This is a genomic window from Corynebacterium aurimucosum ATCC 700975 (assembly GCF_000022905.1).
In the GTDB taxonomy this organism is placed as follows: Bacteria; Actinomycetota; Actinomycetes; order Mycobacteriales; family Mycobacteriaceae; genus Corynebacterium; species Corynebacterium aurimucosum_F.
This window is the reverse complement of the sequence record NC_012590.1, coordinates 190,278-215,570: the sequence shown is the minus strand read 5'-3', so window position 1 is coordinate 215,570 and position 25,293 is coordinate 190,278. Positions and strand designations below refer to the sequence as shown.

At 58.4% G+C, this 25,293-nt stretch carries 16 protein-coding genes; 6 read left to right on the top strand and 10 right to left on the bottom strand.

Annotated features, from left to right (window positions below):
- Positions 1-204: 204 nt before the first annotated feature.
- Together CAURI_RS01145 and CAURI_RS01140 are read right to left on the bottom strand one after the other, a co-directional pair.
- Positions 205-1,656, bottom strand: a complete 1,452-nt coding sequence (locus CAURI_RS01145) for a membrane protein (protein ID WP_010189975.1) — start codon at positions 1,654-1,656, stop codon at positions 205-207.
- 129 nt (positions 1,657-1,785) lie between these two features.
- On the bottom strand, positions 1,786-3,342 hold the full coding sequence (locus CAURI_RS01140; RefSeq protein ID WP_010189976.1) for a catalase: 1,557 nt from the start codon (positions 3,340-3,342) through the stop codon (positions 1,786-1,788).
- 173 nt (positions 3,343-3,515) lie between these two features.
- On the opposite strand from CAURI_RS01140, the gene CAURI_RS01135 reads away from it, so the two are divergent.
- Both CAURI_RS01135 and CAURI_RS01130 read left to right on the top strand, forming a co-directional pair.
- A complete protein-coding gene (locus tag CAURI_RS01135; protein ID WP_010189977.1) occupies positions 3,516-4,064 on the top strand; it encodes an RNA polymerase sigma factor in 549 nt (182 codons plus the stop codon).
- Between the two features lie 277 nt (positions 4,065-4,341).
- Positions 4,342-5,664, top strand: a complete 1,323-nt coding sequence (locus CAURI_RS01130; RefSeq protein WP_010189978.1) for a YkvI family membrane protein — start codon at positions 4,342-4,344, stop codon at positions 5,662-5,664.
- 173 nt (positions 5,665-5,837) lie between these two features.
- Here CAURI_RS01130 and CAURI_RS01125 read toward each other — a convergent pair whose 3' ends face one another.
- The 7 genes from CAURI_RS01125 to CAURI_RS01095 form a co-directional block, all read right to left on the bottom strand.
- Complete coding sequence (locus CAURI_RS01125; protein WP_012714769.1) at positions 5,838-6,689, bottom strand: hypothetical protein; 852 nt, start codon at positions 6,687-6,689, stop codon at positions 5,838-5,840.
- Between the two features lie 78 nt (positions 6,690-6,767).
- Positions 6,768-7,691: a class C sortase gene (locus CAURI_RS01120; protein ID WP_012714768.1), complete on the bottom strand. Its 924-nt coding sequence runs from the start codon at positions 7,689-7,691 to the stop codon at positions 6,768-6,770.
- The gene (locus CAURI_RS01115; protein ID WP_010189981.1) at positions 7,678-8,664 is read right to left on the bottom strand and encodes a class C sortase; all 987 of its coding nucleotides are present in this window, start codon (positions 8,662-8,664) and stop codon (positions 7,678-7,680) included. The genes CAURI_RS01120 and CAURI_RS01115 overlap by 14 nt, the downstream gene beginning before the upstream one ends.
- Before the next feature lie 117 nt (positions 8,665-8,781).
- Positions 8,782-10,437, bottom strand: a complete 1,656-nt coding sequence (locus tag CAURI_RS01110; RefSeq protein ID WP_010189982.1) for a SpaH/EbpB family LPXTG-anchored major pilin — start codon at positions 10,435-10,437, stop codon at positions 8,782-8,784.
- Between the two features lie 98 nt (positions 10,438-10,535).
- Positions 10,536-14,822: an MSCRAMM family protein gene (locus tag CAURI_RS14170; protein WP_012714767.1), complete on the bottom strand. Its 4,287-nt coding sequence runs from the start codon at positions 14,820-14,822 to the stop codon at positions 10,536-10,538.
- 212 nt (positions 14,823-15,034) lie between these two features.
- Entirely contained in the window at positions 15,035-16,072 is a 1,038-nt protein-coding gene (locus tag CAURI_RS01100) for an aspartate-semialdehyde dehydrogenase (protein ID WP_010189987.1), read from the bottom strand.
- 19 nt (positions 16,073-16,091) lie between these two features.
- Positions 16,092-17,357 carry an aspartate kinase gene (locus tag CAURI_RS01095; RefSeq protein ID WP_010189988.1) on the bottom strand — a complete coding sequence of 422 codons (1,266 nt, stop codon included), beginning with the start codon at positions 17,355-17,357 and terminating at the stop codon, positions 16,092-16,094.
- A 146-nt stretch (positions 17,358-17,503) separates the two neighbouring features.
- Here CAURI_RS01095 and CAURI_RS01090 point away from each other — a divergent pair, with 146 nt between their 5' ends.
- On the top strand, positions 17,504-18,376 hold the full coding sequence (locus CAURI_RS01090) for a DMT family transporter (protein WP_010189989.1): 873 nt from the start codon (positions 17,504-17,506) through the stop codon (positions 18,374-18,376).
- Here the strand turns inward: CAURI_RS01090 and CAURI_RS01085 are convergent.
- On the bottom strand, positions 18,373-19,575 hold the full coding sequence (locus CAURI_RS01085; protein WP_010189991.1) for a mannosyltransferase family protein: 1,203 nt from the start codon (positions 19,573-19,575) through the stop codon (positions 18,373-18,375). The genes CAURI_RS01090 and CAURI_RS01085 overlap by 4 nt on opposite strands.
- Positions 19,576-19,861: 286 nt before the next feature.
- Here CAURI_RS01085 and leuA point away from each other — a divergent pair, with 286 nt between their 5' ends.
- The 3 genes from leuA (at position 19,862) to CAURI_RS01070 (ending at position 25,289) form a co-directional block, all read left to right on the top strand.
- The gene (leuA, locus tag CAURI_RS01080; RefSeq protein ID WP_010189993.1) at positions 19,862-21,676 is read left to right on the top strand and encodes a 2-isopropylmalate synthase; all 1,815 of its coding nucleotides are present in this window, start codon (positions 19,862-19,864) and stop codon (positions 21,674-21,676) included.
- A 307-nt stretch (positions 21,677-21,983) separates the two neighbouring features.
- Positions 21,984-23,639 carry a hypothetical protein gene (locus CAURI_RS01075; RefSeq protein WP_010189994.1) on the top strand — a complete coding sequence of 552 codons (1,656 nt, stop codon included), beginning with the start codon at positions 21,984-21,986 and terminating at the stop codon, positions 23,637-23,639.
- Positions 23,640-23,738: 99 nt separating this feature from the next.
- On the top strand, positions 23,739-25,289 hold the full coding sequence (locus tag CAURI_RS01070; RefSeq protein WP_010189995.1) for a hypothetical protein: 1,551 nt from the start codon (positions 23,739-23,741) through the stop codon (positions 25,287-25,289).
- The last annotated feature ends 4 nt before the right edge of the window (positions 25,290-25,293 follow it).

Genomic DNA, 25,293 nt, shown 5'->3' with positions numbered 1-25,293 from the left:
GACGCGGTGCCCCTACAGCAGCCGCGTCGCCCCTATTCCCTATCACTCACAACGGATTGGAGAAACCGTTTGCCTACCCCCCTAAGTAGGCTTTGTGAGCGCCTCTCACTCTAGCACTCTTTTCATTCACAGCGGTAGCAAAATCTGGAAATGCACGTAACGTATCTTGACACTTATGCGATGTGCCGTCCGCAGACCTGTGAGCTAGGCCTTTTCTTTGCCTTCCCGCCCGGCGGGTGCGCCTACGAGCACGAAGGCCGCGACCGCGATCACCCCCAAAATAGCCAGGGCTGTCCACAGCTGCGGGGACTGCCCACCATTGCCCGCCACGGTAATGGCGGAGGTTGCCCATTGCATGGGGAAGAGGTGTACGAGCGCGCTCATCGCGGCGTTGAGATCGGTGCCGGTCGACGCCGCCTTCCACGCCCATCCCACGACGCCGACCTGTGCGACAGCAAGCACACTTCCCAGGAACCAGCCGCCCGCACCAAGCCAGCGCACCAGCGCGAACACCATGCTTGCCGACGCCACCCCAGCCCCCGCCGCCGCAAGCCCCGCCCAGGCCACCGCGGCCGCGGTCACGCCGGTAGCCAAAAGAGCCACGAGCAGGCCCACGACAACACCGATGAGCACCGCTCCGCCGAGCAGCACGAGGATACGGCGGTCGACGCGCGTGAGCAGAGCACCAATAACGCCCCCGCCCAGAACCGCAATAGCCGCAAGGAGCATAGCGACGATGGGGCTCAGCAGCTGAGCGGGCTCGGCACCGGCCTCAGCGGGCCCGGCGACGGTCGGCATCGCACGCTGCGCTCCCTGCACCTTGGTCTGATTCTGCTTGGCCATGCCGTCGACCTTTTCTGCTCCTTCCACAAGCTTGTCCACGCCCTTAAGAGCCTCATCGACCTTGGCATTGAGCTCACCAATGCCAGCATTGAGCTGTTGTGCGCCCTCCGTGGCTTGGTAGACACCATCGTGATAGGCATAGCCGCTCACGGACAACTGGTTGGAAAGCTCGCGCGAGCCATCCTTCAACTGCGTCAGTTGGTCCTGAATGGACTGATCAAATTGGAAGTTCTCCACTTGGCTGCGCAGATCACCCAGCTGCGAGCGGATGTTCTTTGCCTCCGCCGAGTTATTCCCTTCCAGGTCCTTGAGGGTGCCGTCGATTGCCTGCAGGATCTGTCCGCGAACCACCCCGAGACCGATGACTTGGTCGACGGCTCCGCCGACGCCGTCGGCCAGCTCAGTAGCGCCGTTGCCCAGCTGCGCGGTGCCGGACTGCAGCTGCACAAGCCCGTCATAAAGCTCTTGCGAGCCGCCAGCCAGCTTGTCTACTCCGCCGCCGAGCTCGCCGGCGCCATCCTGCAGATCGCCGGTGCCATCGGCAAGCTGCTGCGCGCCATTAGCCAGGAAGCCGGCCTGGGCATTGGCTTCGGAGAGGGCTCGGGCGACGTCGTAAAGCTCAGCCGGATCGATGGTGCCATCGCTGGGCGCACCCGCCTGTTCCTGGGACCAGGTCTCGGCTGGTTGCCATTCGGATACGGCGGCGACGGCCGCGCCGATGATGAGCGGCAGGATGAGCACGAGGGTGAGGATGAGAGCGCGGGCGCCAATTTTCCGGTTGGCATCTGCAGGGCTGGCTAGGCGTGAGGTCATGTAAAAGAAACTATCGTTCACGCTGCGCAAAAGCGGTCAGGCGCGCGGAAAAGCCCCGCCAGGAACTAGCTTTAATGAACTAGACCGGCGGGGCTTTTGAAGCCACGAGATTAACTCACTGAGGTGGTATTACTTCTTTTCAGCGAAGAGCTCGCGCACGCGCTTGCCCAGCTGCGGGGAGACAGCATCCCAGTAAGCGTAGATGCGCTCCTCGGTCTCCGGGGACACGCCTGCCATGGCATTGGTGATGTTGTCTGCCAGACGCTCCTTGGCGCCATCGTCGTAGACGTTCTCGTACAGGTCGGTGGCCTGTACGGTGTCATTGTCTTCAGCGTGATGGACGTAGGGCGCGCGAACCAGGTCGATACCTGCCGGGTCCGGGTTTACGTAGAGGTCCGGCGCGGTGGTGGTCTCCTGCTCCTTGAAGCGCAGGTTCTCATCACCGTCGAGGTAGCCGCCGCCCTTGGCGTGGCGGTTCGGGGAGTAGACCGGATCCTCCGGGGCGTTGAACAGGTACTGCATCGGGCCCTCGTGCTCGTAGGTGTTGACCTGGTTGAGCGGCTGGTTCACCGGCAGCTGCTTGTAGTTCGGTCCAATGCGGTAGCGCTGCTGGTCGGAGTATGCAAAGACGCGTGCCTGCAGCATCTTATCCGGGGACAGGCCAATGCCCGGGACGATGTTAGACGGATCCAGGGCAACCTGCTCAATCTGCGCGAAGAAGTTGCGCGGGTTGCGGTTGAGCACGAAGTATCCGACATCTACCAGCGGGTAATCCTTCTTGGACCAGGTCTTGGTCAGGTCGAAGGGGTTGAAGCGGTACTCCTCAGCCTCCGCCACCGGCATGATCTGAACCTTGACGTCCCAGACCGGGAAGTTGCCTTCCTCGATGGCGTTGTAGAGGTCCTCGCGGTGGTAGTCCGCGTTCTTACCAGCGATCTCCGTGGCTTCGGCGTCGGTGAAGTTCTCCACACCCTGGCGAGTCTTGAAGTGGTACTTCACCCAGAAGGCATCGCCGGACTCGTTGACCCACTGGAAGGTGTGGGAGCCGTAGCCGTTCTGGTGGCGGGTGGTCTTCGGGGTACCGCGGTCACCCATGAGGTAGGTCACCTGGTGGGTGGTCTCCGGGTTGCGGGTCCAGAAATCCCACTGCATGTCAGCATCGCGCAGACCGTTGGTGCCTAGGCGCTTCTGGGAGTGGATGAAGTCGGGGAACTTGATGCCATCACGAATGAAGAAGACCGGGGTGTTATTACCCACGATGTCGTAGTTGCCGTCCTCAGTGTAGAAGCGCAGCGCGAAGCCGTGGACGTCACGCCAGGTATCCGGGGAGCCTTGCTCGCCGGCGACGGTGGAGAAGCGGCCCATCATCGGGGTCACGGTGCCCTTCTGGAAGAGCTTGGCCTTGGTGTAAGCGGAGACGTCCTCAGTAACGTGCAGCTCGCCGAAGGCACCGTGGCCCTTGGCGTGCGGGGTGCGCTCCGGCACGCGCTCGCGGTTGAAGTGTGCGAGCTTCTCAATAAGGTGGATGTCATTGAGCACGACCGGGCCGTTTTCGCCTGCAGTGATGCTGGTGTTTTCCGTTGCAATGGGCTGACCGGACGGGCGGGTAGTGTTCGGGCCGCCCGGGGCGCGCTGCCCCTTGTCTAGAACCTTGTCTGCCGCGGACTCATTCGAAGCGTTAGTCATGGGGTTAATGCCTCCTAGATCGGTTGATAATTTGCTTTACATTATCAATCACGGACCTTTCATAGACTACCCATAAAAAATGACCTGCGCAACAGTTTTTAAGGTTGCCAGAGGTCATAGCCTTAACACCGAGGTGTCCAAATCCCACCTCCCCGACTGGTAAGTTATGGGAGGTGAAACGACACTCCGAGCGCGACGATGCGCGCGTCACCGACCTCGCCCTCAAGGCAGGCCGCGGCGATCGCGCAGCCCTCACGGAGTTCATCAAGTCCACCCAGGATGATGTCTGGCGCTTACTCGCCCACCTCGGCGGCCCCGACATCGCAGACGATCTCACCCAAGAGACATATCTGCGCGTCATCGGCGCACTCCCCCGCTTCGCCGCCCGTTCCTCAGCGCGCACATGGCTGCTTTCACTTGCCCGCCGCGTATGGGTAGACAACATCCGCCACGACATGGCCCGCCCGCGCAAGTCCGCCACCGAGTACGAAGACGCCGCCGCCCTTACCACGACCCCGGAGAGCTCGGGCACGTGGAGCGAGTGGATCGACGCCCGCGCGCTTATCGACGCCCTCCCAGAAGACCGCCGCGAAGCCCTCATCTTGACCCAGGTTTTGGGCTACACCTACGAGGAGGCCGCGAAAATCGCCGGGGTTCGCGTGGGTACAATTCGCTCCCGCGTCGCCCGCGCCCGCAAGGACCTCATCGACCAACGCGGCTAATCGTTATCGAGCCGTTACAAATCGGCTTTGCCGGTCATAGAACCTGCACCTACATGCACCAAACGGCAAATTCTTGCACCCCCGCCACTGCCTATCCTGGAAGAAACCGCAGTCCCAGCTGGAAAATACCTATCGAACACACCTAATATTTTTCGAAGCACACGTGATAAATCGATAGTCGAACCGGGCCCGCGAGGCTTTCCCATTTGCCCGCACCACACCTTGGGTAGTGATGGCATCCCCCGGCGCGTGTGAGATTGAGAGACCTCTTTACTTTATGTGGAAACGCGCAGCGGCCATTTCCATGGCCTTCATTGGTGTCGTCGTCGGCGCCGGCTTTGCCTCCGGCCAGGAAGCAATCCAGTACTTCGTGGCTTTCGGAAACATGGGCCTATGGGGCGTACTCCTTGCAGCCGCCCTCATGATCATTACTGGTGTAGCCATTTTGCAGCTCGGTTCCTATTTTCAGGCAGACGAGCACACGGCCGTCTACGACAAGATTAGTGGCCCCATCGTCTCCCGAGTGCTGGACTGGGGCACCCTAGCCACGTTGTTCTCTATCGGCTTCGTCATGTTCGCCGGTGGTGGCTCGACCATCAGCCAGCAGTTTGACGGCGTGCCCATTTGGGTGGGTGGGGCCGTCATGCTCGTGCTGGTCCTGCTGGTAGGCCTCCTCGATGTGGATAAGGTCAGCAACGTCATCGGCGCAATTACGCCCTTCATCATCATCTTCGTGGTTCTGGCCACGGGTTATACCATCATCGTTACCGACGTGGATTGGTCCTGGGCCAATGACTATGCCATCAACAATGTGGAGAGTCCCCTCAACAACTGGTGGCTGGCCGCGCTGAACTACACCGGCCTCAACGTCATGTGCGCGGTCTCGATGTCCATCGTCATCGGCGGCAACATCCTGGATAACCGCGCCGTCGGTGTTGGCGGCCTCATCGGTGGCTTCTTCTACCTGCTCCTGCTCGCTCTCCTCGTGGTCTCTCTCTACATGGTAGCCCCGGACGTTCACGAGCAGGACCTGCCGGTACTCTCGCTGATCAATAACGTGAACCCAATCCTGGGTTACTTCATGACGTTCATCATCTATGGCATGGTCTTCAACACCGCTATCGGCATGTTCTACGCCATGGGCAAGCGCCTCACCCGTAAGAAGCCGAAGCTCTTCTACCCTGTCTACGCAGGCGCCTGTGTCGTCGGCTTCATCCTCTCTTTCATCGGCTTCAAGCAGCTGGTCTCCAGCGTCTACCCGATTCTGGGCTGGATCGGCCTGCTCATGATTGCCGTCATGGTCATCACGTGGATTACCCAGCGTGACAAGATCACCTCCGAGTCTGACCGCCGCGTGCGCGCCCGCACCCTGGTCAAGCGCCGTCTGGACCCACGCGAGCACTTCACCAAGAAGAACGAGCGCGAGCTGCGCAAGCTGGCAGCGGCCTCCAACATGGAAACTGAAGAGTTTGTCTCCACCGTCGCCGATGAGATCCACGAGGAGCTCGAGGCTGACGATGAGATTGAATACGACCGCGAGGACCCGGATCCCTCCGTGACCTTTGTGGAACACACCAAGCCCGAGGTCCCGAAGGACTAATAGGGTTAAGGGCAAAGCGGCCAAACCAGGCCGCTACTCCCTAAATAACGCCACTCAGCAATTAGATGCTCTAGCCACTAAAACGATGAATGCCCGCGGTAGGGGCGTTCCCCCATACCTTCCCCGGTATGAGGGCCCTACCGCGGGCTTGGTGCACGCAGCACAAGTAGTTCCTAGTTGGAATCATCCTGTACGCTACGGCGTCGCGTTAACCAGAAACCAACGAGCAACAGCACGGCACCTACGCCTACCACGCCGAGGACGTTTGCACCGGTATTAACCAGCCTTGAGGGCGGGGTGTTCTCGTTTGGTGGCACCGGTTGCGTCGGCGGGACCGTGGCCGGCGGGGTGACCGTAGATGGCGGCGGAGTGATTCGTGGCGTGGTTGCCGGCGGGAACGGTGGGGTGGTCGTAGTCGTCACAGTAGTGGGAGGCGGCGGGGTTTCCCTCGGCGAGTCCTTAGAAATCACTACCGCGTCACATTGCCATTCCTTGGATTCCTGACTTGCGGAACCTACCGGAACTACGATCAGAAAGTCTTTAGAGAACCACTGGCCTTCCACTTCTTTCGTGGGGCCCTCCTCATGCACCAGGTACAGGCCTTCCTGTAAACCGGTAGCAGTGGCACGACCGCGGGCATCAGTAACGATTTCTACGGAGTCACCAGAGAGAAGCTTCTTGGCCTCCCCCACGGAAAGCTCTCGTGCCTTCTCCTGTCCCTCGCGCGTGGTGATATCTACACCTTCGATGCGGGTAACAGAGAAGCGGAAGCCGGAAACTAGGTGCTCAGGCAACGCACTGAGCGGTTTGTTTTCGTAATCTCCGCGCGGGGTTTTCACAATCGTTAGCGTCGCGGCACCGGCGCAATCGATGCTCTCTAGAGAAAGACCATCGGTGTTGCCCGTGACCGTACGTGCTTCGGCCACGCTCACACCCGAAATCAACAGACCGGTCACTGCGCAGGCCGCAAGCCCTGCACCCATCTTCGAACTCAGACCGTGCGTCCTCATTGCTGCGATTGACATTATTGCTTTACCTCGCTGGGAAAATTGGTGATTAAAGAAAGTTTATTAAGAACAATGACTACAAAGGCAGTGCAGTTTCTAAGATTCATGCACACCCCTTTCAGCTACCGTGCGACGCCGCTTACGGGCTAAGCGGAACGCCCCGAGCAACATGAGGAGAATCAAAGCCAGAGCAGCACCAATAGCTAGCTTCATCCACCATTGCCACACTAGAGCATCACCGCCCAGGGCCTGTTCGGCTTCGGCGGGATCGAAGTCCACGCGCTCAGCTGTCACGAGCAAGCGGTGTGTATTAATTCCATAGGGAGTGCACGTTACGAGTGTGACGAGATCCTTCCCCTCTTCAGGGGCCAAGCGGTCAAGCTGGTCCGGGAGGATGACCTCTGTGTCACGCACTTCGTACTTCAAAGTTTCGCCAATATTGCGAATGAAGATTGCATCACCAACCTGGACATCTTCCAAGTTGTCAAAGAAGGTGGAGTTTTCAATACCAGAATGAGCCGTCAAAACGGTGCGCCGACCTTCACCGCCGAGCGGCAGCGCCGTACCGAAGAGGTGCCCCACGCCTTTAAGAAGAGTGGTATCACTCGTGCCGTGATAGATGGGCAAGTTCACGTTGATGGAAGGAATAGCGATCTGCCCCATAGCTGGGAAATCATCAAGCACCTTGAGGTACTGCTGATACGCTTCGCTGTCTGTTGGCGCCCCGCTACTCCATGGATCCTCGAGACTCACACCCGTATGTGCCTCATCGAATGCCCGCGCCTCCGCCAAAGCAGCGGCGGCCTGCTCCGGAGACACTGCAGAGGAGTCATCCGAGAACTGGCGGGCCAGTTTTGATTGCTCCCAGTTATTCATTTGCGTGGCCACTACAGGGTAAAGCAGGATGCCCACGCCAAGCAGCGCACACAGCACCATCACGATGGCGGCCACACCCTTGCTGCGGTTCGACCGTTTCCTGGCTGTCGAGCGCGATGGGGATTGCAAATTAGAGGTTGTCATCTGAATTACTTTCTAACTGCTCTTCCCCTGAATCGGACTCATTGCCGGACTCATTCTTCTTTGTCTTGGCCGGAACCATATAGCCCGCGCGCCAGAACAGGAACGCTAGGAGCAAGAAGCCGCCGATGAGCGCCACGGCCCACCATGGGAATCCCACCTTGCTGGCACCGCGAGCAGCATCGATATCAGATTGCGGGGTCGGAGTAACCCTTTCGGCGGTAACCAGAATACGGTGTGTGTTAATTCCCAGCGGCGTACACGTTACTAGCGTAACCAAGTCACGATTCGGATCCGCTTTCAAAAAGCGGGTGTTTTCTGGGTGCACCACGCGTGTTTCACGGATTTCATAGGTTAAAACCTGTCCCGCGACCTCGATGGTAAAGCGGTCACCAATTCCTACCTTGTTAAGGTTCGTGAACATCGTGGCATCCGCTAATCCGCGGTGAGCGGTAATGACGGAGTGCGTGCCTAGCCCTCCGACAGGCAGCGACGTACCTTCAAGGTGGCCGGCACCTTTATTGAGCACCTCATCGGAAGTTCCGTGGTAGATAGGCAAGTCAACGTCAATTTCCGGGATACGAATGCGGGCCATGACATCGGTTCCGTCGATGCGTAACTGGTCCTTGTAGGACATACCGTCCTCATCCAGGTCACCGGTACCGCGCGGCACGTTGGCAAAAGCGTCCAAGGCTGCACCGGCGCTGAGCCGGTCGTTGTAGCGATGCGCTAATTCAATGAGTTGACTAGCACTAAGCGGCTTAGCGTTGTCCAGTTTTGAATCATAAAGGTCAACTAAGCGTGCCTGTTCGCGCGCGCTAAACCAAGACGCGGTGGTGGGATACAGACCAACAATCAAGCCGGCAAAGGCCGTCAGGCAGGCAAACAAGGCAAGGCCCGAAAACGTCCAGGTCTTCTTGTCATCCTGTTCATTTTCTGAAGGAGACGCAGGGCGCTCAAGAAGGGGTGCTGCCATGAAAGTATCCCATTCGTTAATACAGTGCAGAATGCAATTTTGAGATGTAGATAAAAAGACTAGGGAGGAATAGGCCCTCCCGATTGAGGGCCTATTCCTAGCACGGATTATCCGTGTTTAGGCCTCAGCGCGGCGGATGAAGACAACGCCAGCACCGACAGCCACTACGAGCAGCAAACCGCCCAGAACCATGAGCATGATAACGCCCTTGCCACCGGTCAGCGGCAGTTCAGGGGTATCACGCTTAACGTTTTCGACCTTGGAATCGTACTTTCCCTGAGCGGTCTGACCAATGGTGACCTTCACAGGGAAGAGCTGGTTACCGTCAGTCGGGGTGACGAAGCCAGACGGTGCCTTGGTCTCTACGAGGACGTAGCAACGGAACTCTTTAGACTTCGGATCGTTCTGATCATCAGAAACGAACAGGCCCTCGAAGTGAACGTTACCGTTCTCATCAGACTTGACAACAAGATCTTCGCCCTCGACGCCGTTCTTCTTTACCGCGGTAGCGTTCTCGTCGTACTCCGGGGAGCACTCGCCAGCCGGGTACGGATCCTTCGCCGGGTAGATCTTGAACTCAGCGTCCTTCAACGGCTTCTGGGTGCCCTGGTCAACCTTTTGGATTTTCAGGTCGCCCCAGAACTGCTTCACCAGCGGGGTACCACCCGGAGGGGTGGTCGTAGTCGGCGGGGTGGACGGCGGAGTGGTCGGCGGAGTGGTACCCGGGGTCTCCGGCGGGGTGGACTCACCCGGGTTCGAAACGGTGTCGGAGTACACGTATGCCATGTTGAGAATACGGCCGAAGTTATCGCCCTCACCAAGGTTGTCGAGCTGACCAACAAAAACAACCTCAAGCTCTTGGCCTGCAGCGTTCTTCAGCTTGCCCAGGCCCTGCTGGGTCAGGGATACGGTTACCATCCAGTCCTGAATAGCAACAGTGTAGTCGTCGGAGGTCAGGTCGACGCCGCTGAGCTTCACGCTAGCGACCTTCAGGCTCTTCTTGTCGAAACGGGTATCCATCGGATCCACGACCTGGAAGTACTTGAATACGCGATCCCCAGCGATCTTCGGAACGGTCGCGGTCACTGGGAAGTGAACCTCGGAACCGATGTTCAGGCCATAGGAAGCCTGACCCTTAACGGTCTTGCTCAGCTCGGTCTTACCGTTCTTCGGGAAGACGTTGACGTCATACAGCCAATCCTCGGAGCGCTTACCCAAGCGATCGTCGTTGGCCTTGGTGTCCGGGTAAGGCAGGGTGACAACGAACGGCGCTGCGCGGTCAATGATGTCAGCTGGAGCATTGGTCTCAACGACGACGTAGGCAGCGAGGTCAAGGTCCTTGAGCGTAGCTACGCCACCGCCCTCGGTGGTCACGGTCTTAACCTTCACAAGGTTTGAATCAGCCTCCGGGTCCGCCGGGATCTTGTAGGAGTTTACCTTTTCCCAGTCCTCATTCTTGGAGAGATCAATGTCCTTGATCTTGTAGATGGTGAACTCAACGCCATCAATGCCCTCGGCCGGCTTACCTTCGTAGACACCGGTGGCCGGGTCACCTACAGCGGAGGTGCCGTCCTGGTGCAGGTGCTTCTTGATGGTGAGGCTGCCCTTTTTGGTGAAGTCAATGTTGCCGAGTTCAGCAGTCTGGGAGGACTCCGCAGTCGGCTCCTCACCGAGAGCAGTCGGAGCAGCGAAGCCAGCACCGGTGACAATGAGAGCAGAGGCGCCGAGCGCGCAGGCCAGACGACGGCCGATCGTGGTGCTCTTTACACGCATATTAATTTCCTTTCGGACCCCTCTTTCCACTGTGGAAAGGGGGTAAGAGATTTGATTAGGGGAATTAAAAGCCATGGGAGGCTTTGTAGTTTGAGCGATTAGCTGTTACGACGTCGCATTACATGCGCGCCTCCCATCGCTGCCGCTAGAACCCCGAGGAGCGCACCGAGGAGTTGGTACAGGTACGCACCTCGTCCGCCGGTTAGTGGCAGCTCAATGCCTTTACCAAGTTCGTTAACAAACGATCCGGCCACTACAACCTCCTCACTGGTTCCATCATCTTTAATTTCGAAATAGTGTTCTGTGGCATCCAGCTTGTAACCAGCCGGTGCCTTGGATTCCACCAACTTGTACTTTCCGGCCTTCAGATCCTTGACAAGGAACTTGCCTGGCGTTTGATCAGCGTCAGGGCCTGCACAGTCCGCCTGCTCACAGTCGGTGACTTCAAGTTCAGTACCCTTGATGGGCTGGTCCTTGTCATCGACCTGCACCAGCGACCACTCAGAGCCAGCAAGCAAGGTGGTCTTATCTGCCTGGACCTTGGTCCAAGAGACCGCGCCCTTGATGGGCTTGTTCTCCACCGGGTCGAGCTCGATGACCTTGCCGACCGTTTCGGCGTTAACCTCAACGGTCCAGGTCTTGTCTGCAGCGATATAGCCTTCCGGAGCCTTCGTCTCCTTGAGCTCGTACTTGCCACCACCAAGCTTCTCTACCTTGAGGTAACCATCGCGGTCGTCGGCATCGTTCTTTCCGTTATCCACGATGACGATCTTGTTGTCCTCATCGAGTGAATTATCAGAATTCAGCGGTGTCAAGATCCACTCAGAACCGGCCAATACCTTAGCCTTATCCTCTGCATCGACCTTCGTCCATGTGACGTCCGACTCCACCTTGTCATTCACGCAATTTCCCAAGGAAAGGTTCGTGGAGAGATTCTCACGAGTGAGAGAGAATTCCTTACCTTGCTTGAGCTCCTCAGAGATGATGTAGCCCTGCGGAGCCTTGGTCTCGACAAGACGGTAGTCACCTGTTGGGATGGTTACCTTGAACTTTCCTTCGTCAGAGTCTTCATCCTTCAGCTGCTTATCCTTGAGCTGATCAGTGGCATTATCAACAACGGTGTAGGCATCAGTCCACCCGCCTTTATCATCCTTGCGCTGGATCTTCCACTCGGAACCACCCAAGAGCTTAGATGTGTTAGCGGAATCGACCTTATTCCACGTCACCGTGGCCTCATCCTTGGTGTTGGCAATCTTGCCAACGGGGATGCGGACAGCATTGTTTTCTACCTTGTACGGCATTGGCTGCGATTTGCCGTCTCCATCTTTAGTAACACTGTAGTGATTCGCATCTACGACAATGGTGAACTTGAGGTTTTCTTCCGCAAGGTAACCTTCCGGCGCCTTGTGCTCCTCAAGGGAGTACTCGCCTTCACCCAGATCATTAACTGAGAATTTACCAGGTGCTGGATCGAGGTCCCCATCCTTGGCACAGGGAGCCTCCACACAATCCTTGATGATCACCTCAGCAGCTTTACCCTTGGGATCGGACGGCTTGTAAGTCAGCTTCCACTCGGAGCCGGCCAAACGGTTTTTATCGTCAGCAGCGTCGACCTTTTCCCATTCAATACGGCCCTTGTAGTTATTTACTCTGCCTTGAACACCGATGGTCGCCTCAGGTTTGTCCTCCGTTACCTCGAACTCGAAAGTCGGTTGAGTATTCCTATAGCCCTCTGGGGCCTTGGTTTCTTCAATCACCCAAGTACCAAAATCGAGTCCCTTGACTTCAAAGGCGCCTGGAAGTTTGTTGGCATCTCGCCCCTTGTAGCCATCTTGACCCGTGTTGTCCTCAATGAGAACACCAGGTTGCTCTAACTCGCTACCATTCTTCTTGTAAAGCTTCCATTGGGAGCCGCCAAGCAAGAGGTTATCCTTCTCTGGGTCAACCTTGTCCCACTTCACGGAACCCTGAAGCTTCTCATTCAAGATTCGGCCCAAGTTGAAAGTATTAGTGTCCTTATTGTATCGATTCAGCTCATCAAATGAGTCGTAATGAATACCATCACGGTCGAAAGTAAATTTGATCGGCTCGGTAAGCTTCTCATACCCCTTAGGAGCTACGTCCTCACGCAGGTAGTACGTTCCGTATTCTAGGGCGGTCACACGGAATTTCCCAGTTGCGTTGTCGGAGTCAGCACCAGCAGCTTCACAGCCTTTTTCCGTTAGCTCACAGTTAGCAAAGTTATCGTAGCTAATGCCGCGGTACCTAGGGATAACTTCCTTGTTTTCATCCAGAAGGCTCCACACGGAACCACCCAGGGAAATAGTGTTTGATTCCCCAGTCTCTGAGTCAGTTTCCCTAGCCACCTTGGTCCAACGCAGATCACCACGGTAAGGCTCGTTCGTGATAGTACAGGAGATCTGCTTGGCTTCGCCCTCAGGAATCGTTACATCCCAGGCGCGCTCATCATTCGATCCTCGAGTCTCGGAGTCAGGAACTGGATTAATATTGTCGGGCGGCAACGAGTCCCCATCCTGGTCAACACACTCAAGCTTAGGTGCATGATCTTTGTCCAGCGTGTAATACTCAAACTTTGCGTTCTCGTATCCTAGATCAGCTGTAGCCACCTCACTCACACGGAAAGTCTTGCCTTGTCGAGCAACAATCGGACCAGCGATGCGTGACTGAACACCAGCCTTGTCACCGTCAGTCACGTTCCAAGTCAAACGATCCCACTTCTGCTGCGTACCATTATCTCCATAGATTTCTAGCTGGAACTGGTCGCCCTTTGCAGCGCGCCCCCGAGGAAGGTTTTTCTGCAGCTCAAGGGTAGAAAAGTTTGTACAGGAAGCCAAGTCGGTTTGACCGCCGAACAGCCCGTAGGCTTCACCGCCGTTCTCGAAACGAACCTTAGCCTTTCCTTGTATAAAGCTCTTTGTGTCGCCGCTTGTTTCACCCGTCGTAGGGTCAACCATCACATAAGTAACCTTGGGATTGTATACGTTTGCTGAGGTAATCTCTACCACAAGTTCGCCATTCGCCAAGAAGGCAATGCCATTGGTCTGGGTATTCCGACCGGCAATAGCTCCAGCAGGAAAGTTCAGCGTATTCGCGAATTGCGAGTCAATCTGCCCGCCGTTCGCCCCGTCAAGGTTTTCAGAGGTCACCGGCACAATTTTGTATTGGGAATTGCCCAAAGGGTTATAGAGAATATACAGGTTTCCCGCAGGGTCAAAGGCAATATCGCCATTCACTGCCGCTTTAGCCGTTGAGTTCCAAATTGGAATGTCACCAACATGTTTTACAGAAGTCCCATCATAAGAGTAGAGACGGAAACCTTGAGTTGCCGTGACATTAGCCCGTACTTCCGGGGAATAGTACTTATAGCGTTTACCATTGTTATAAAAAGGGTAGGCTAATTCCCCATCGGCGCCAATGTAGTACTTTCGGCCATTATTTGAATCCTTATAGTAACGACCTAGGACGCCCACCTTATCGTCGCTATATAGCTCAGTAACATTAACACTAGGAGGAAGTTCGTTAGTATATTTTACCGCCTCGAGTACTTCTCCTCTACCTTCCTTGATTGGGGCCTTTCCTTCACCGTTTTGGCCGTAGACAAAATAGCCGCCAAAATAATACGTATCATCAGGAGCTACCGCACCGGTCACCAAAGACAGGCGCTTTTCTAGCGTGTAGCTCGCCTCCAGCGTGGAGCCATTTTTGTCGGCAGTGCCGATAATCAAGCTACCGTCAAGGCCGTCATTACCCCCGTCCAGCCTCCTGTACGCATAGGCCGTTTGACCGTCACTGGTAATTCCAAGACCGTTCCACGCCACCTGTCTGCCTTGCTCATCCCATGAGACATACGGATCCCCATTTCTGTTGTAACCTATTCTGAATCTATCGTTCCTAAAATTAAAGCCCGGGTTCTTAATGGTCGGCGTTTCCCAGTTATCATTGTCAACGTTAAATTCCAGAATCTCGCCCCACTTGTGGATGGCGTAGAAGGTTCCAGCCTCACACTTTAGGTCAGAAGACTGGCCCGCACGCACAGCCATAGGCTGCATGAGTTCACCGAATTCGAGCTCATCGGCGTCAAGCTCGCTCGCCTCAGACTGGTCCACTTCGAGTTGCTCGACGGCACCTGCATCCGCATCAACAGAGTCCTGCTCAACCACCTGCGAATCATCCGCAGAGAAATCATCATCCAGGTCAAGGGAGTCTGAAACGGTTGCATCGACATCAACGTCGAGCTCCGATCCCTCCTGGGCGCCCGCCACAACTGGGCCAGCGATGAGAGATCCGGACACCAGTGGAACTAAAAGTGCGGCGCTAAGACGCCTAAGAAAGCCATATCGCTTTCTCTGTAGGTTTTTAGTCATAAGAGGCTTTCTTTCTTGCGTTCCCGTCGATAGACGGAGAAGTCACAGCAAACGAGAGTTACGGGAGCATGCTCCGCGCCTGTTTGCACTCTATAAGCTGGCTTTAAGGTTGTCCAGTTATCTGAATGTTTCCTGGATTTCGCAGATCATAGAAATGCTCCACGCCCAGCACGTGCTGTGTTGGGGCGTGGAGCTAAGTTAACGGGGGTTTCTTAAACCAGGAGCTCTGCAATCTGAATGGTGTTAAGCGCAGCGCCCTTGCGCAGGTTATCGCCGGAGACCACGAAGATGAGACCCTTGTTCTCCTCGACCGTCTGGTCTTGGCGGATGCGACCGACCAGGGAGAGGTCGATGCCTGCTGCCGCCAGCGGGGTCGGCACATCGACGACCTTGACGCCCGGCGCAGAGGACAGCACCTCGCGGGCCTGATCCGGGGTAATCGGCTTCTCGAACTCCGCGTGCACCACCATGGTGTGGCCGGTGAATACCGGAATGCGCACGCAGGTGCCAGAGACCTTCAGTTCCGGGATGCCCAAGATCTTGCGGGACTCATTGCGCAGCTTTTGCTCCTCGTCAGTCTCTTCCGTGCCATCATCGACGAGGTTGCCAGCCAGCGGCAGCGCGTTATACGCAATCGGGGCGACGTAGGGGCCCAGATCCTCCTCGGAGACCTCGAGCGCCGAGCCATCGTGGACGAGCTCCACGCTGCGGTCACCGATGGACGCTACCTGCTTAACCAGGGTTTCCACGCCTGCCAGGCCGGAACCGGAAACGGCCTGGTAGGAGGCGACGCGCATGGTGGTGAGACCGGCGGCGTCGTGAAGCGCCTTCGTGACCGGCATGATCGCCATGGTCGTGCAGTTCGGGTTCGCGATAATGCCCTTCGGGGTGTTGCCCTTTTCCTGCGGGTTCACTTCCGAGACGATGAGCGGCACATCCGGGTCCTTGCGCCACGCGGAGGAGTTATCCACCACGATGGCACCGGCCTCGGCGAAGAGAGGGGCATACTCCTTCGAGGTAGCGCCGCCGGCGGAAAACACAGCGACGTCGATCCCAGCAAGGCTTTCGACGGTCTGCTCCGCCAAATCTTCCACGACAATCTTCTCCTCGCGGAAGGTGAGCTCCTGGCCCGCCGAACGCGCGGAGGCAAAGAAGCGAACCGTATCGGCCGGGAAGTTGCGCTCCTCCAAGAGGGTGCGCATCACGCGGCCGACCTGGCCGGTGGCGCCTACAACTGCAACAGTGGTCATGACCTTAACTCCTTAATTCTTAGCGTCCGGTACCAGCATAAACGGTGGCCTCTTCCTCGCCACCCAGCTGGAACTTCTCGTGCAAAGCAATGGCTGCCTTATCGAGATCGGCCTCGCGGGTCAGCACAGAAATGCGGATCTCAGAGGTAGAGATGAGCTCCATGTTGACCCCAGCATCACGCAACGCTTCCGTGAAGTCGGCGGTGACACCCGGGTGGGACTTCATGCCTGCGCCGACGAGGGAGACCTTGCCCACCTGGTCGTCGTACAGCACGTTGGCCCAGTGGCCCTCCTCCTTGAGCTTGGCCAGGATCTCCATTGCCTTCGGGCCATCGGAGCGCGGGCAAGTGAAGGTGATGTCGGTGGTACCGGATTCCAGGGAGGACACGTTTTGCAGGACCATGTCAATGTTAATCTCAGCGTCCGCGATGGCGCGGAAGACCTTGGCTGCCTCGCCGGGGCGGTCCGGAATTCCCAAAACGGTGACCTTGGCCTCGGAACGGTCGGTGGCGATACCGGTAAGTACTGCTTCTTCCACGGGGATATCCTCCATTGATCCGGCAATCAGCGTGCCGGGGTCGGTTGAATAAGACGAGCGAACTCGAAGGGGAACGTTGAACGCGCGAGCGTACTCGACGCTGCGCAGGACCAGAATCTTGGAGCCGACGGCCGCCAGTTCCAACATCTCTTCAAAGGAAAGTTGGTCGAGTTTCTTGGCGTTATGGACGATGCGAGGGTCAGCGGTGTAGACGCCGTCGACATCGGAGTAAATCTCACACACATCGGCCTTAAGTGCTGCCGCCAGCGCCACCGCGGTGGTATCTGAACCGCCGCGGCCAAGGGTGGTGACATCACGCGATTCCTTATTGACGCCCTGGAAACCCGCGACAATGCAGATCTTGCTTTCTTCCAGTGCTTCGGTAAGGCGGCCCGGGGTGACGTCAACAATGCGGGCGTTTCCGTGGCGCTCGGTGGTGAGCACGCCGGCTTGGGAGCCGGTGAAGGATTGAGCCTGCGCACCCAAGGACTCCACCGCCATAGCAACGAGCGCATTGGAGATGCGCTCGCCAGCGGTCAGCAACATGTCCATCTCGCGCTGCGGCGGGACGGGGTTAACCTGGGCGGCGAGGTCTAGGAGCTCATCGGTGGTATCCCCCATGGCGGAGCACACGACAACCACGTCGTTGCCCTGTTTCTTCGTCGCCACAATGCGCTCCGCCACCGCGCGAATGCGCTCTGCGCTTTCGAGGGAGGATCCCCCGTATTTCTGTACGACTAGGGCCACTGATGGTCCCACCTTTCCTGTTTGTGAGGGCCAATATCTGTTCACCGCCCAATACCTATAGACCGGCAGCCAACTCCTTTAGCCTACCGCCCTTTGGTTACCATCGAAACACGTACTGGGTATTAATTCCAGGTAAGGTAGAAACGATGCTTTCAAACCTGGTCGCCGTTGCGTTTGCACTGGCCTCGGCACTAGTCGTGGCCTGGGGAACTGTCATACGCCACCGCATCGTGTTGGACGCCAGCTCCCGCAGCGTCATGCGTACCGCAATGCGCACACCCCTATGGTGGATTGGTACCGGCGCCGCCGTTGTCGCTTATGCTTTGCAGCTCATCGCGCTCCACTTCGGCACCCTGCTCATCGTGCAGCCCATCCTTGTCCTATCCCTCATGTTCACGCTGCCGCTTGCCGCCTGGTATTCCCGCCGGCCGATGCCGGCACGAGAGATCTTCTGGTGCCTGGCACTGACCATCGCGGTGAGCGTTATGGTGGTCTACGGGCGCCCCACCGCAGGCTTGACGACGCCCACCTGGTCCCAGTGGTGGCCCGCCTTCGCCCTTGGCGCCCTCACACTCACCGCGCTCTTCGTGGCAGCCTATAACCGCCCGGAAGAGTCCGCACTGGCACTCGGCAGCGCGTGCGGCATTCTGTACGGCTACGTGGCGCTCGTGGCCAAGGCGGTGGTTGATGTCCTCTCCCACCAAGGCATTGCGGCCTTGCTGGCTAGCTGGGAGCTATATGTGCTCATCGGGCTGGCGGCCGCCGGCACTGTCATCCAGCAATACTCCTTCCACGCCGGTGCCTTGGCGCACTCCCTTCCCGCCATGACCATCATGGAGCCCATCGTGGCTTTCGGCTTGGGCTACTGGGTGCTCGGTGAAAAATTTCAGGTCAGCAGCGTTGCGGGGTGGTGCGTGATGGGCGCTTCACTCATCATCATGATCGTCGCCACGATTGTCTTGTCACGCATTCCAGTCAACCCGGGAAGCACTCAGCGCGCAGAGCAAAGCCCGCGTTAGATCGCCCACTCAAAGACCACCAGCATGTACGCGGAAAACCACGCGGACCACAGAACCCACGCGCCGCACGCGGCCCACAGCACGCGCGGCCGCAGGGCACTAGCCGCGCGCACAACCCACGGCAGGATCAAGATAATGGCGGGCAGGAGGAGACGCGGGCGCGAGTGCATGATGCCGTCGGAAAGCAGCACATTCGCGCAGAGCGCAGCGCTAAACCACCAGGCCACCGGGGTAACCCTCCCCCATGCTGCCAGCAGCAGCACAGGAACGCCCACGATCACCAGGGTGGTGAGCAGGTAGCCCACGTCGTTGTTCTCAGTCAGGGTTTCCCACACGAACTGCACGGTTGCCGCACCGCCGTCAAAGGTGGAATTCCAATGCTCAGTTTGAATCCCGAAGTAGCCACCAGCATCTGCCAAATAGCGCTGCGTCCACAGTAGATATGCCGGTAGCGGGAGCGCTGCGACGACGAGGCCAAGCCACGCCTGCCAGGAGCGCCGCCCATAAATGAGCGCCCACAGAGCAAAGACGGCGAGGAAGTCGACGGAGGTCAACCGAACAAAGGATAAGGCGAAGCCGAATGCCGCTGCACGCCACCAGGCGCGATCATCTAAGGCTATAAGCCCCCACACCACCAGCGCCCCGAAGAGGGCCTCGGTATAGGGCATCGAAAATACGATAGACATCGGTGCGCTGCTCACCACGAGGGCCGCCGCACATTGCCCACGACGCTGCGCACCCACGCGCCGCGCCAAAACCATGACTCCGGCGGCCATGACTGCAGTAAGCAGGGTGTTAACAATGAGCGCGGCTATCTCCAGACTGATTCCAGTCCAGCCCAGCACCCGCAACAGCAAGGGAAAGCCCGGAAAGAAAGCCATAGTGATTTCATGGACCGGCCCATCCGTGTTGATGTCGGCGTCGAAATACCCCGCGCGCGCGATTTCCAGGTAGTACTTGGAATCCCAGGCTGTGAGCCGACCCCACATTTCCTGTTCATTAACCCCGGCAATGACGCTGAGAACAGTGATACGCACTGCGGTGCCGACAACCGCGACCAGCACGGCAACTGGTAGGAGCGCTAGCCTCCCCTGTGCACCTGCGGGGGAGGAAGGGGCTGATGAGGCACCTTCTACCTCGGTATCCGCCCCAGGCTCCGGCGTCGTCTTCGTGGAATTCTCTTCATGCACGCCAATCATCCTATCCACACCCCACCACGTCCCAATATGTGAAATCAGTTGCCACACAATGAGAAGCGTTGTATTGTGGCTCACATGACTTTGCGGCACACTCTTCTCCTTAGTAGCCGCGGCGGGATTTAGGTTTGTAGCTTTACGGCCAGCGCCCCGTCGCGGAGCGTGGTGATGCCAACACACACCACAGCTGGCCGTTCCCGTCAATTCGCCCCGTAGTTGCTCATCACAGCAACGCGGCGAAACAAACGCTTCAGGCCTCAGGCCTTCGATAAGGAAGAGAACAAACACCATGTCCCCGAACGATTCTTTCATCTCCGCTCCCCGCGAAATCACCACCCCAGCCGGCCCGCGCAATGACAACCAACCTGCCTGGAACAAACAGCGCGGTTCCTCGATGCCAGTTCACCGCTACCAGAGCTTCGCCGAAGAGGTCGAGCCGGTTAGCCTGCCTGACCGTACGTGGCCGGATAAGAAAATCACCGTGGCCCCGCAGTGGTGCGTGGTGGACCTGCGCGACGGCAACCAGGCCCTCATTGATCCGATGAGCCCCGAGCGCAAGCACCGCATGTTCGACCTGCTGGTCAAGATGGGCTACAAGGAAATCGAGGTGGGCTTCCCTTCCGCCTCTCAGACGGACTTCGACTTCGTTCGCGAAATTATCGAGGGCAACAAGATTCCCGAAGACGTCACCATTCAGGTCCTGGTACAGGCTCGCGAGCACCTGATCCGCCGCACTTTCGAGGCGTGCCAGGGAGCAAAGAACGTCATTGTGCACTTCTACAATTCCACCTCGAAGCTGCAACGCCGTGTGGTCTTCCGCAAGGACCGCCCAGCCATTAAAAAGCTGGCAACGGACGCCGCGGAGCTCATCAAGAGCATTGCCAAGGATTACCCGGACACCAACTGGCGCTGGGAATACTCGCCGGAATCCTTCACAGGAACTGAGCTGGACTTTGCTGTTGAGGTCTGCGATGCCGTTGTCGACATCATGGAGGCAACTCCAGAAAACCCCATGATCATCAACCTGCCCTCCACCGTCGAGATGATCAGCCCGAATGTCTACGCCGACCAGATCGAGTGGATGCACCGCAACTTTGCTCGGCGTGATTCCATTATCATGTCCCTGCACCCACACAATGACCGCGGCGAAGGTATCGCCGCCGCTGAGCTGGGCTACATGGCCGGTGCAGACCGCATCGAGGGCTGTCTGTTCGGCAACGGTGAGCGCACCGGCAACGTGGACATCGTCACCCTGGGACTGAACATGCTGACCCAGGGAGTGGATCCGCAGATCGACTTCTCCGATCTGCCGAAGATCCGCGAGACCGTGGAATACTGCAACCAGCTGCGCGTGCCGGAGCGCCACCCCTACGGCGGCGAACTGGTGTTTACGGCCTTCTCCGGCTCGCACCAGGACGCCATCAACAAGGGCCTGGACGCCCTGGCGCAGGAGGTACGCCCAGGCGCGAACAACACCGAGGTTTCTTGGGAAGAGCTGCAGGAAACCACCTGGGAAGTCCCCTACCTACCCATCGACCCGAAGGATGTCGGCCGCGATTACCAGGCGGTCATTCGCGTCAACTCGCAGTCCGGCAAGGGCGGCGTGGCCTACATCATGAAGACCGATCACGGCATCAACATGCCGCGCGCCATGCAGGCGGAGTTCTCCTCCGTGGTCCAAGCGGTGACCGATGCCGAGGGCGGCGAGGTCAACTCCAAGAACATGTGGGACATCTTTGCCAACGAATTCCTTGAGCGCACTTCCCCGCTGGAGCTGGTCTCCTTCCAGGTGGACAACTCCACCACGGAGGATGAGGACGCTAAGGTAACCGCGACCATCGCCTTCAACGGTGAAAAGCGCATCGTCTCAGGCATCGGCAACGGCCCTATCGCCGCATACGCTAATGCCTTGGAGGATGTCGGAATTGATTTTGAGGTCATCGACTACTCCCAGCAGTCCCGCACCTCCGGTGACGATGCGGAGGCAGCCTGCTACATTGCCGCCGAAGTCAACGGCGCCCAGGTTTGGGGTGCCGGCATCGCCGGCTCCACAACGCGCGCGTCCATCAACGCGATTACGTCTGCTGTCAACCGCGCTGACTAAATCCGCCACCAAGCAAGCAGAAGAAGCTCAGCCCTTCGGCTACCTTGTTCCCCTCCGCAAGCGACTTTGGATAGACATCCTGGAGCGGAGTATTTCTGCCAACGCCGCTAGCCTGCAACTCCGTGATGAGAATGCGCTGTTGTAGGCCAGCATGGCAGGTTATATAATGTATGGACACGACACTAACGCAATGAATTCTAACCCCCGTGTGCCTTAGAGGATTTTAGTTTGCACTATGGTATTCCCTCCTACGCTCGGTTGACCACCGCGCGCATGTGTCGCGGTTTGAGCAGTGAAGGCGAAAAATATGACGGTCACTAACTACGTTGTCCCCCACTGTGGTTTTGGTGAGCCCCGCCGCCTTACGGTTGGCACTGTCAACCCAGAGGTGTTTTTGCAGCTACTGTCTTCAGCAGAGGACAACCTTCTCCCTGTCACTCTGTGCGGGCACTCAAAATCCGGCTTCCGTGTCCGATATGAAGAGGACATCGTCGGTATCATTCCCGCCTCCCAATCCGCCGACTACGCAGAGCTGGATCCGATCATTGGCGCTGGATTAACTCCGCAAGCTACCGCAGAAATCCTTCTCCGTGAAGATGCGGAGACAGACGGAATCCCTTCGTTCGAGGTGCTGCTCCCCGAACCAGGTCTCTGCGTCCCCCAGAATGTCCCTCCAGCACAACGCTGGGGCTTACTCAGCGGGGATCACTCGCTGCACATCACTGAGTTTGCAAGCTCATCCCATTCCCTGCCGGAGCACCCCGCCCAACTCCTCGTGCGTTTGTCGAATAGCCGGCGCTTCTTCCGCCGCGCTATCGAGATTCACGTGGACGATGAGCTTGTTGCCACCATTCCGCACAATCAGGCCACACGGTTGAGCACTACTATCGCGGGTTTCAAACATGAGGGTCTCATCGCAGTTGCCCGCGCCTACTTCACACCGGATCCCGATTCCCCAACTCTCACGATCTACGCCGAAGAAGGAACGCCAGACACTTCTCTCGCCGAGGGAACCGCAAGTGTCATCGCGGCCGCGGCGGGGGCGGCTGCGGCGACGGTCGCGAACGCCGGTAAGGCACATGCAGCAATCTCGCCACTCGGAGGCACCCATGCTACTGCCGTAGCGCACACTGCAACTTCCACTGCTTCGCAAGGCGCGCAAGTTCTCTCCCTGAATTCCGCTGCGGCTAGCGCTACGGCTGGAACACAATTAGCTGCGGCCAGTACCGGTTTTAAGCTTGCCTGCGCAGCAGGTGCTGCTGTCGTAGTCGGTGGCACCGCGGGCGTTGCATTTTTGCCGGGCACACCACGCCCCAGCCATGATCATGTCACCGACTCAGCCATGACGGAGAACGGCACCTCGCTGCACGCTGCCAAGCCGGATAGAGATATAAGAACTAACAGCGAACGTTCCGCTACAGCGGAGGCAGCCAAAGGTACGCTCCCAGGCGCTCGCCGCTCCGAAAGCCAGGACGTCGAAGCTACCTCACGCACGCTCGATCACTCCGCTTTTCCAACCGCGGCAGAAACAACAGTGACAACGAAGCTGTCTGAACCAACGGAACTGCCCGAACCAACGGATCTGTCCGAACCAGCACTCCCGGGAGAGCCTGCAGCACGCACGCCGCATCTTCACGGCAATAGCCCCACCGCTGACGCGGGCACGCCGAGCCCGACGCCAGCCCCGCAGGCGACGCAACCTAGCCGGGCACCTTATAGCGCGCCTCGGACTGCGCCCGCCTCGACGCCAATTCCAGCGACGTCGGCACCCGATACCTCAGCTCAACCTACTCCACACACGCCACCGACCACCGCCCCTCCAGCGAACCAGGATCGTTCGGACGAAGGCGGCCAGGCCCCTGTGACTGTGACCGCTAGGCCGACTGCGACGCGAACCGTACAGCCACCTCAAGAACTCGTACCAGACCACGACGGCGATGTCACCGTCATCGAATTCGGTTAGCCCACGGCACAGCTCGCCTCTCCACCATTTAGATGGTTGACGCCTACGTCACGTGTGCCCTTTCCAGCTTCCTAGCAGTTGGGGACTAAACTGTGAACAATGACTACGACACCCGGCCCCTCCAAGCCTGCAACGCAACCTAGCGCAGCAGGGACGCCGGCCGCGGCGTCACCGAACACCAACGCCCCGAAGCCGGGACCACGCCCGCACCAGGCTGCCCAAAAACAGACCGGGAATGAGCAACAAACGGCCCAGCCGCACAAGGACGACAACAAGGACAAGGCCACCGCCCGCGAGGAAGCCCTCGCAGCTTTCCCCTTCGTGGCGCTGACCATCCAAACCACCGGCATCCACCCTTCCACCGGCAGACTGCTCACTGTGGATGCGCTAACCCTCAACGCCGAAGGCGAAATCGGCCAAGAGTTCCACGCCGTCATCAATCCGGGCGAGGACCCAGGCCCTAAACACCTGCACGGTCTCAGTGCTGAGGAAGTCCAGGCAGGACAGTCCTTTTCCATGCTCCTCAAACCACTGGACCGGCTCATCGATGGCCGCACGCTCATCGTCCACGACGCCCCCTACACCTGGGGTTTCATCGTCTCAGAGGCACGCCGCGCAATGACCGCCGCCGCCCGCCAAAACCGCGCGCGCAATCGCAACCGCGGCAAAGGCCGGCGCCGCCGATTCAAGGTGGGACACGTTCCCACCCCAGTGGCGATCGTGGATACCCTCGCCACGGCTCGTCGCCAAAGCGTGTGGGGCACCGATATTCGTCTGGCAACAGTTGCTCGCGATACCGGCCTTCCAGCGCCTGACCCCACGGCCAGCGTCGAACGTGCGCAGAAGCCGGAGAAGGAGACCTCCCGCGAAGCAACCCGCCTGCTTGTGGATCTTTATCGCGCGCAAGCTTCAGGCCCACTGAGCAGTGCAGCACCGGATGATCTGCGAGCGGACCGTTTTGGGCTGCAGCGTTCCCACGTCCGCGTCGACGCTGCTGAAGCGCCCCGCCAGCACCACAACCCTGGCGCGTATGTGCCCGGCAAGGAGCTCATCCGCGGCATGGAGATCGTTGTAGCCCCGGAAATCACCGAGGACCCCGATACCATCATCGCCGCCCTAGCCCGCGAGGAGCTCAACTACTCGGAAAAGCTCACCCGAGAAACGTCCCTGGTGGTCTGCAACATCACCACCAACCTCGTGGGCAAGCCCATGCACGCTCACCGCAAGGACATCCCCCTGATGTCCGACGTTGCCTTCCTTGCCGCTCTCGAGCGCATCGAGGAACCCACGGAGCCAGAGGAAGAATCCGGGTCTAAGTCAACGGGTAACTCGGGCGGACGCCACAGCAGCGGACAATCCAACCGCAATCGTTCCACGAACAAGAACCGCCGCCGCTCGCGCCGCAAGTCCTCCGGTACTCAGCACTCTGCCAAGCAGGAACACGCGCAGAAGAAGCACCAGGGCTCTTCGTCCGACGGATCTGCGAGTGACAAGCGCGCCCAGTCGGACTCCGACTCGAACAACCGGAACAGGGGCGGCAATAAAGGTCGCCGCCGTCGCCGGCGCGGTGGACGTGGCCGCCGCGGTAGTGGCAACCACCAGAAGCAGCAAAACTCGGGACACAACCGCTCACACAACACCGATAGCTAAGGTC

Coding starts and splice junctions, on each gene's coding strand:
- CAURI_RS01145 (WP_010189975.1), bottom strand. CDS start 1,656: ATGACCTCACGCCTAGCCAGCCCTGCAGATGCCAACCGGAAAATTGGC.
- CAURI_RS01140 (WP_010189976.1), bottom strand. CDS start 3,342: ATGACTAACGCTTCGAATGAGTCCGCGGCAGACAAGGTTCTAGACAAG.
- CAURI_RS01130 (WP_010189978.1), top strand. CDS start 4,342: ATGTGGAAACGCGCAGCGGCCATTTCCATGGCCTTCATTGGTGTCGTC.
- CAURI_RS01125 (WP_012714769.1), bottom strand. CDS start 6,689: ATGTCAATCGCAGCAATGAGGACGCACGGTCTGAGTTCGAAGATGGGT.
- CAURI_RS01120 (WP_012714768.1), bottom strand. CDS start 7,691: ATGACAACCTCTAATTTGCAATCCCCATCGCGCTCGACAGCCAGGAAA.
- CAURI_RS01115 (WP_010189981.1), bottom strand. CDS start 8,664: ATGGCAGCACCCCTTCTTGAGCGCCCTGCGTCTCCTTCAGAAAATGAA.
- CAURI_RS01110 (WP_010189982.1), bottom strand. CDS start 10,437: ATGCGTGTAAAGAGCACCACGATCGGCCGTCGTCTGGCCTGCGCGCTC.
- CAURI_RS14170 (WP_012714767.1), bottom strand. CDS start 14,822: ATGACTAAAAACCTACAGAGAAAGCGATATGGCTTTCTTAGGCGTCTT.
- CAURI_RS01100 (WP_010189987.1), bottom strand. CDS start 16,072: ATGACCACTGTTGCAGTTGTAGGCGCCACCGGCCAGGTCGGCCGCGTG.
- CAURI_RS01090 (WP_010189989.1), top strand. CDS start 17,504: ATGCTTTCAAACCTGGTCGCCGTTGCGTTTGCACTGGCCTCGGCACTA.
- CAURI_RS01085 (WP_010189991.1), bottom strand. CDS start 19,575: ATGATTGGCGTGCATGAAGAGAATTCCACGAAGACGACGCCGGAGCCT.
- leuA (WP_010189993.1), top strand. CDS start 19,862: ATGTCCCCGAACGATTCTTTCATCTCCGCTCCCCGCGAAATCACCACC.
- CAURI_RS01075 (WP_010189994.1), top strand. CDS start 21,984: ATGACGGTCACTAACTACGTTGTCCCCCACTGTGGTTTTGGTGAGCCC.
- CAURI_RS01070 (WP_010189995.1), top strand. CDS start 23,739: ATGACTACGACACCCGGCCCCTCCAAGCCTGCAACGCAACCTAGCGCA.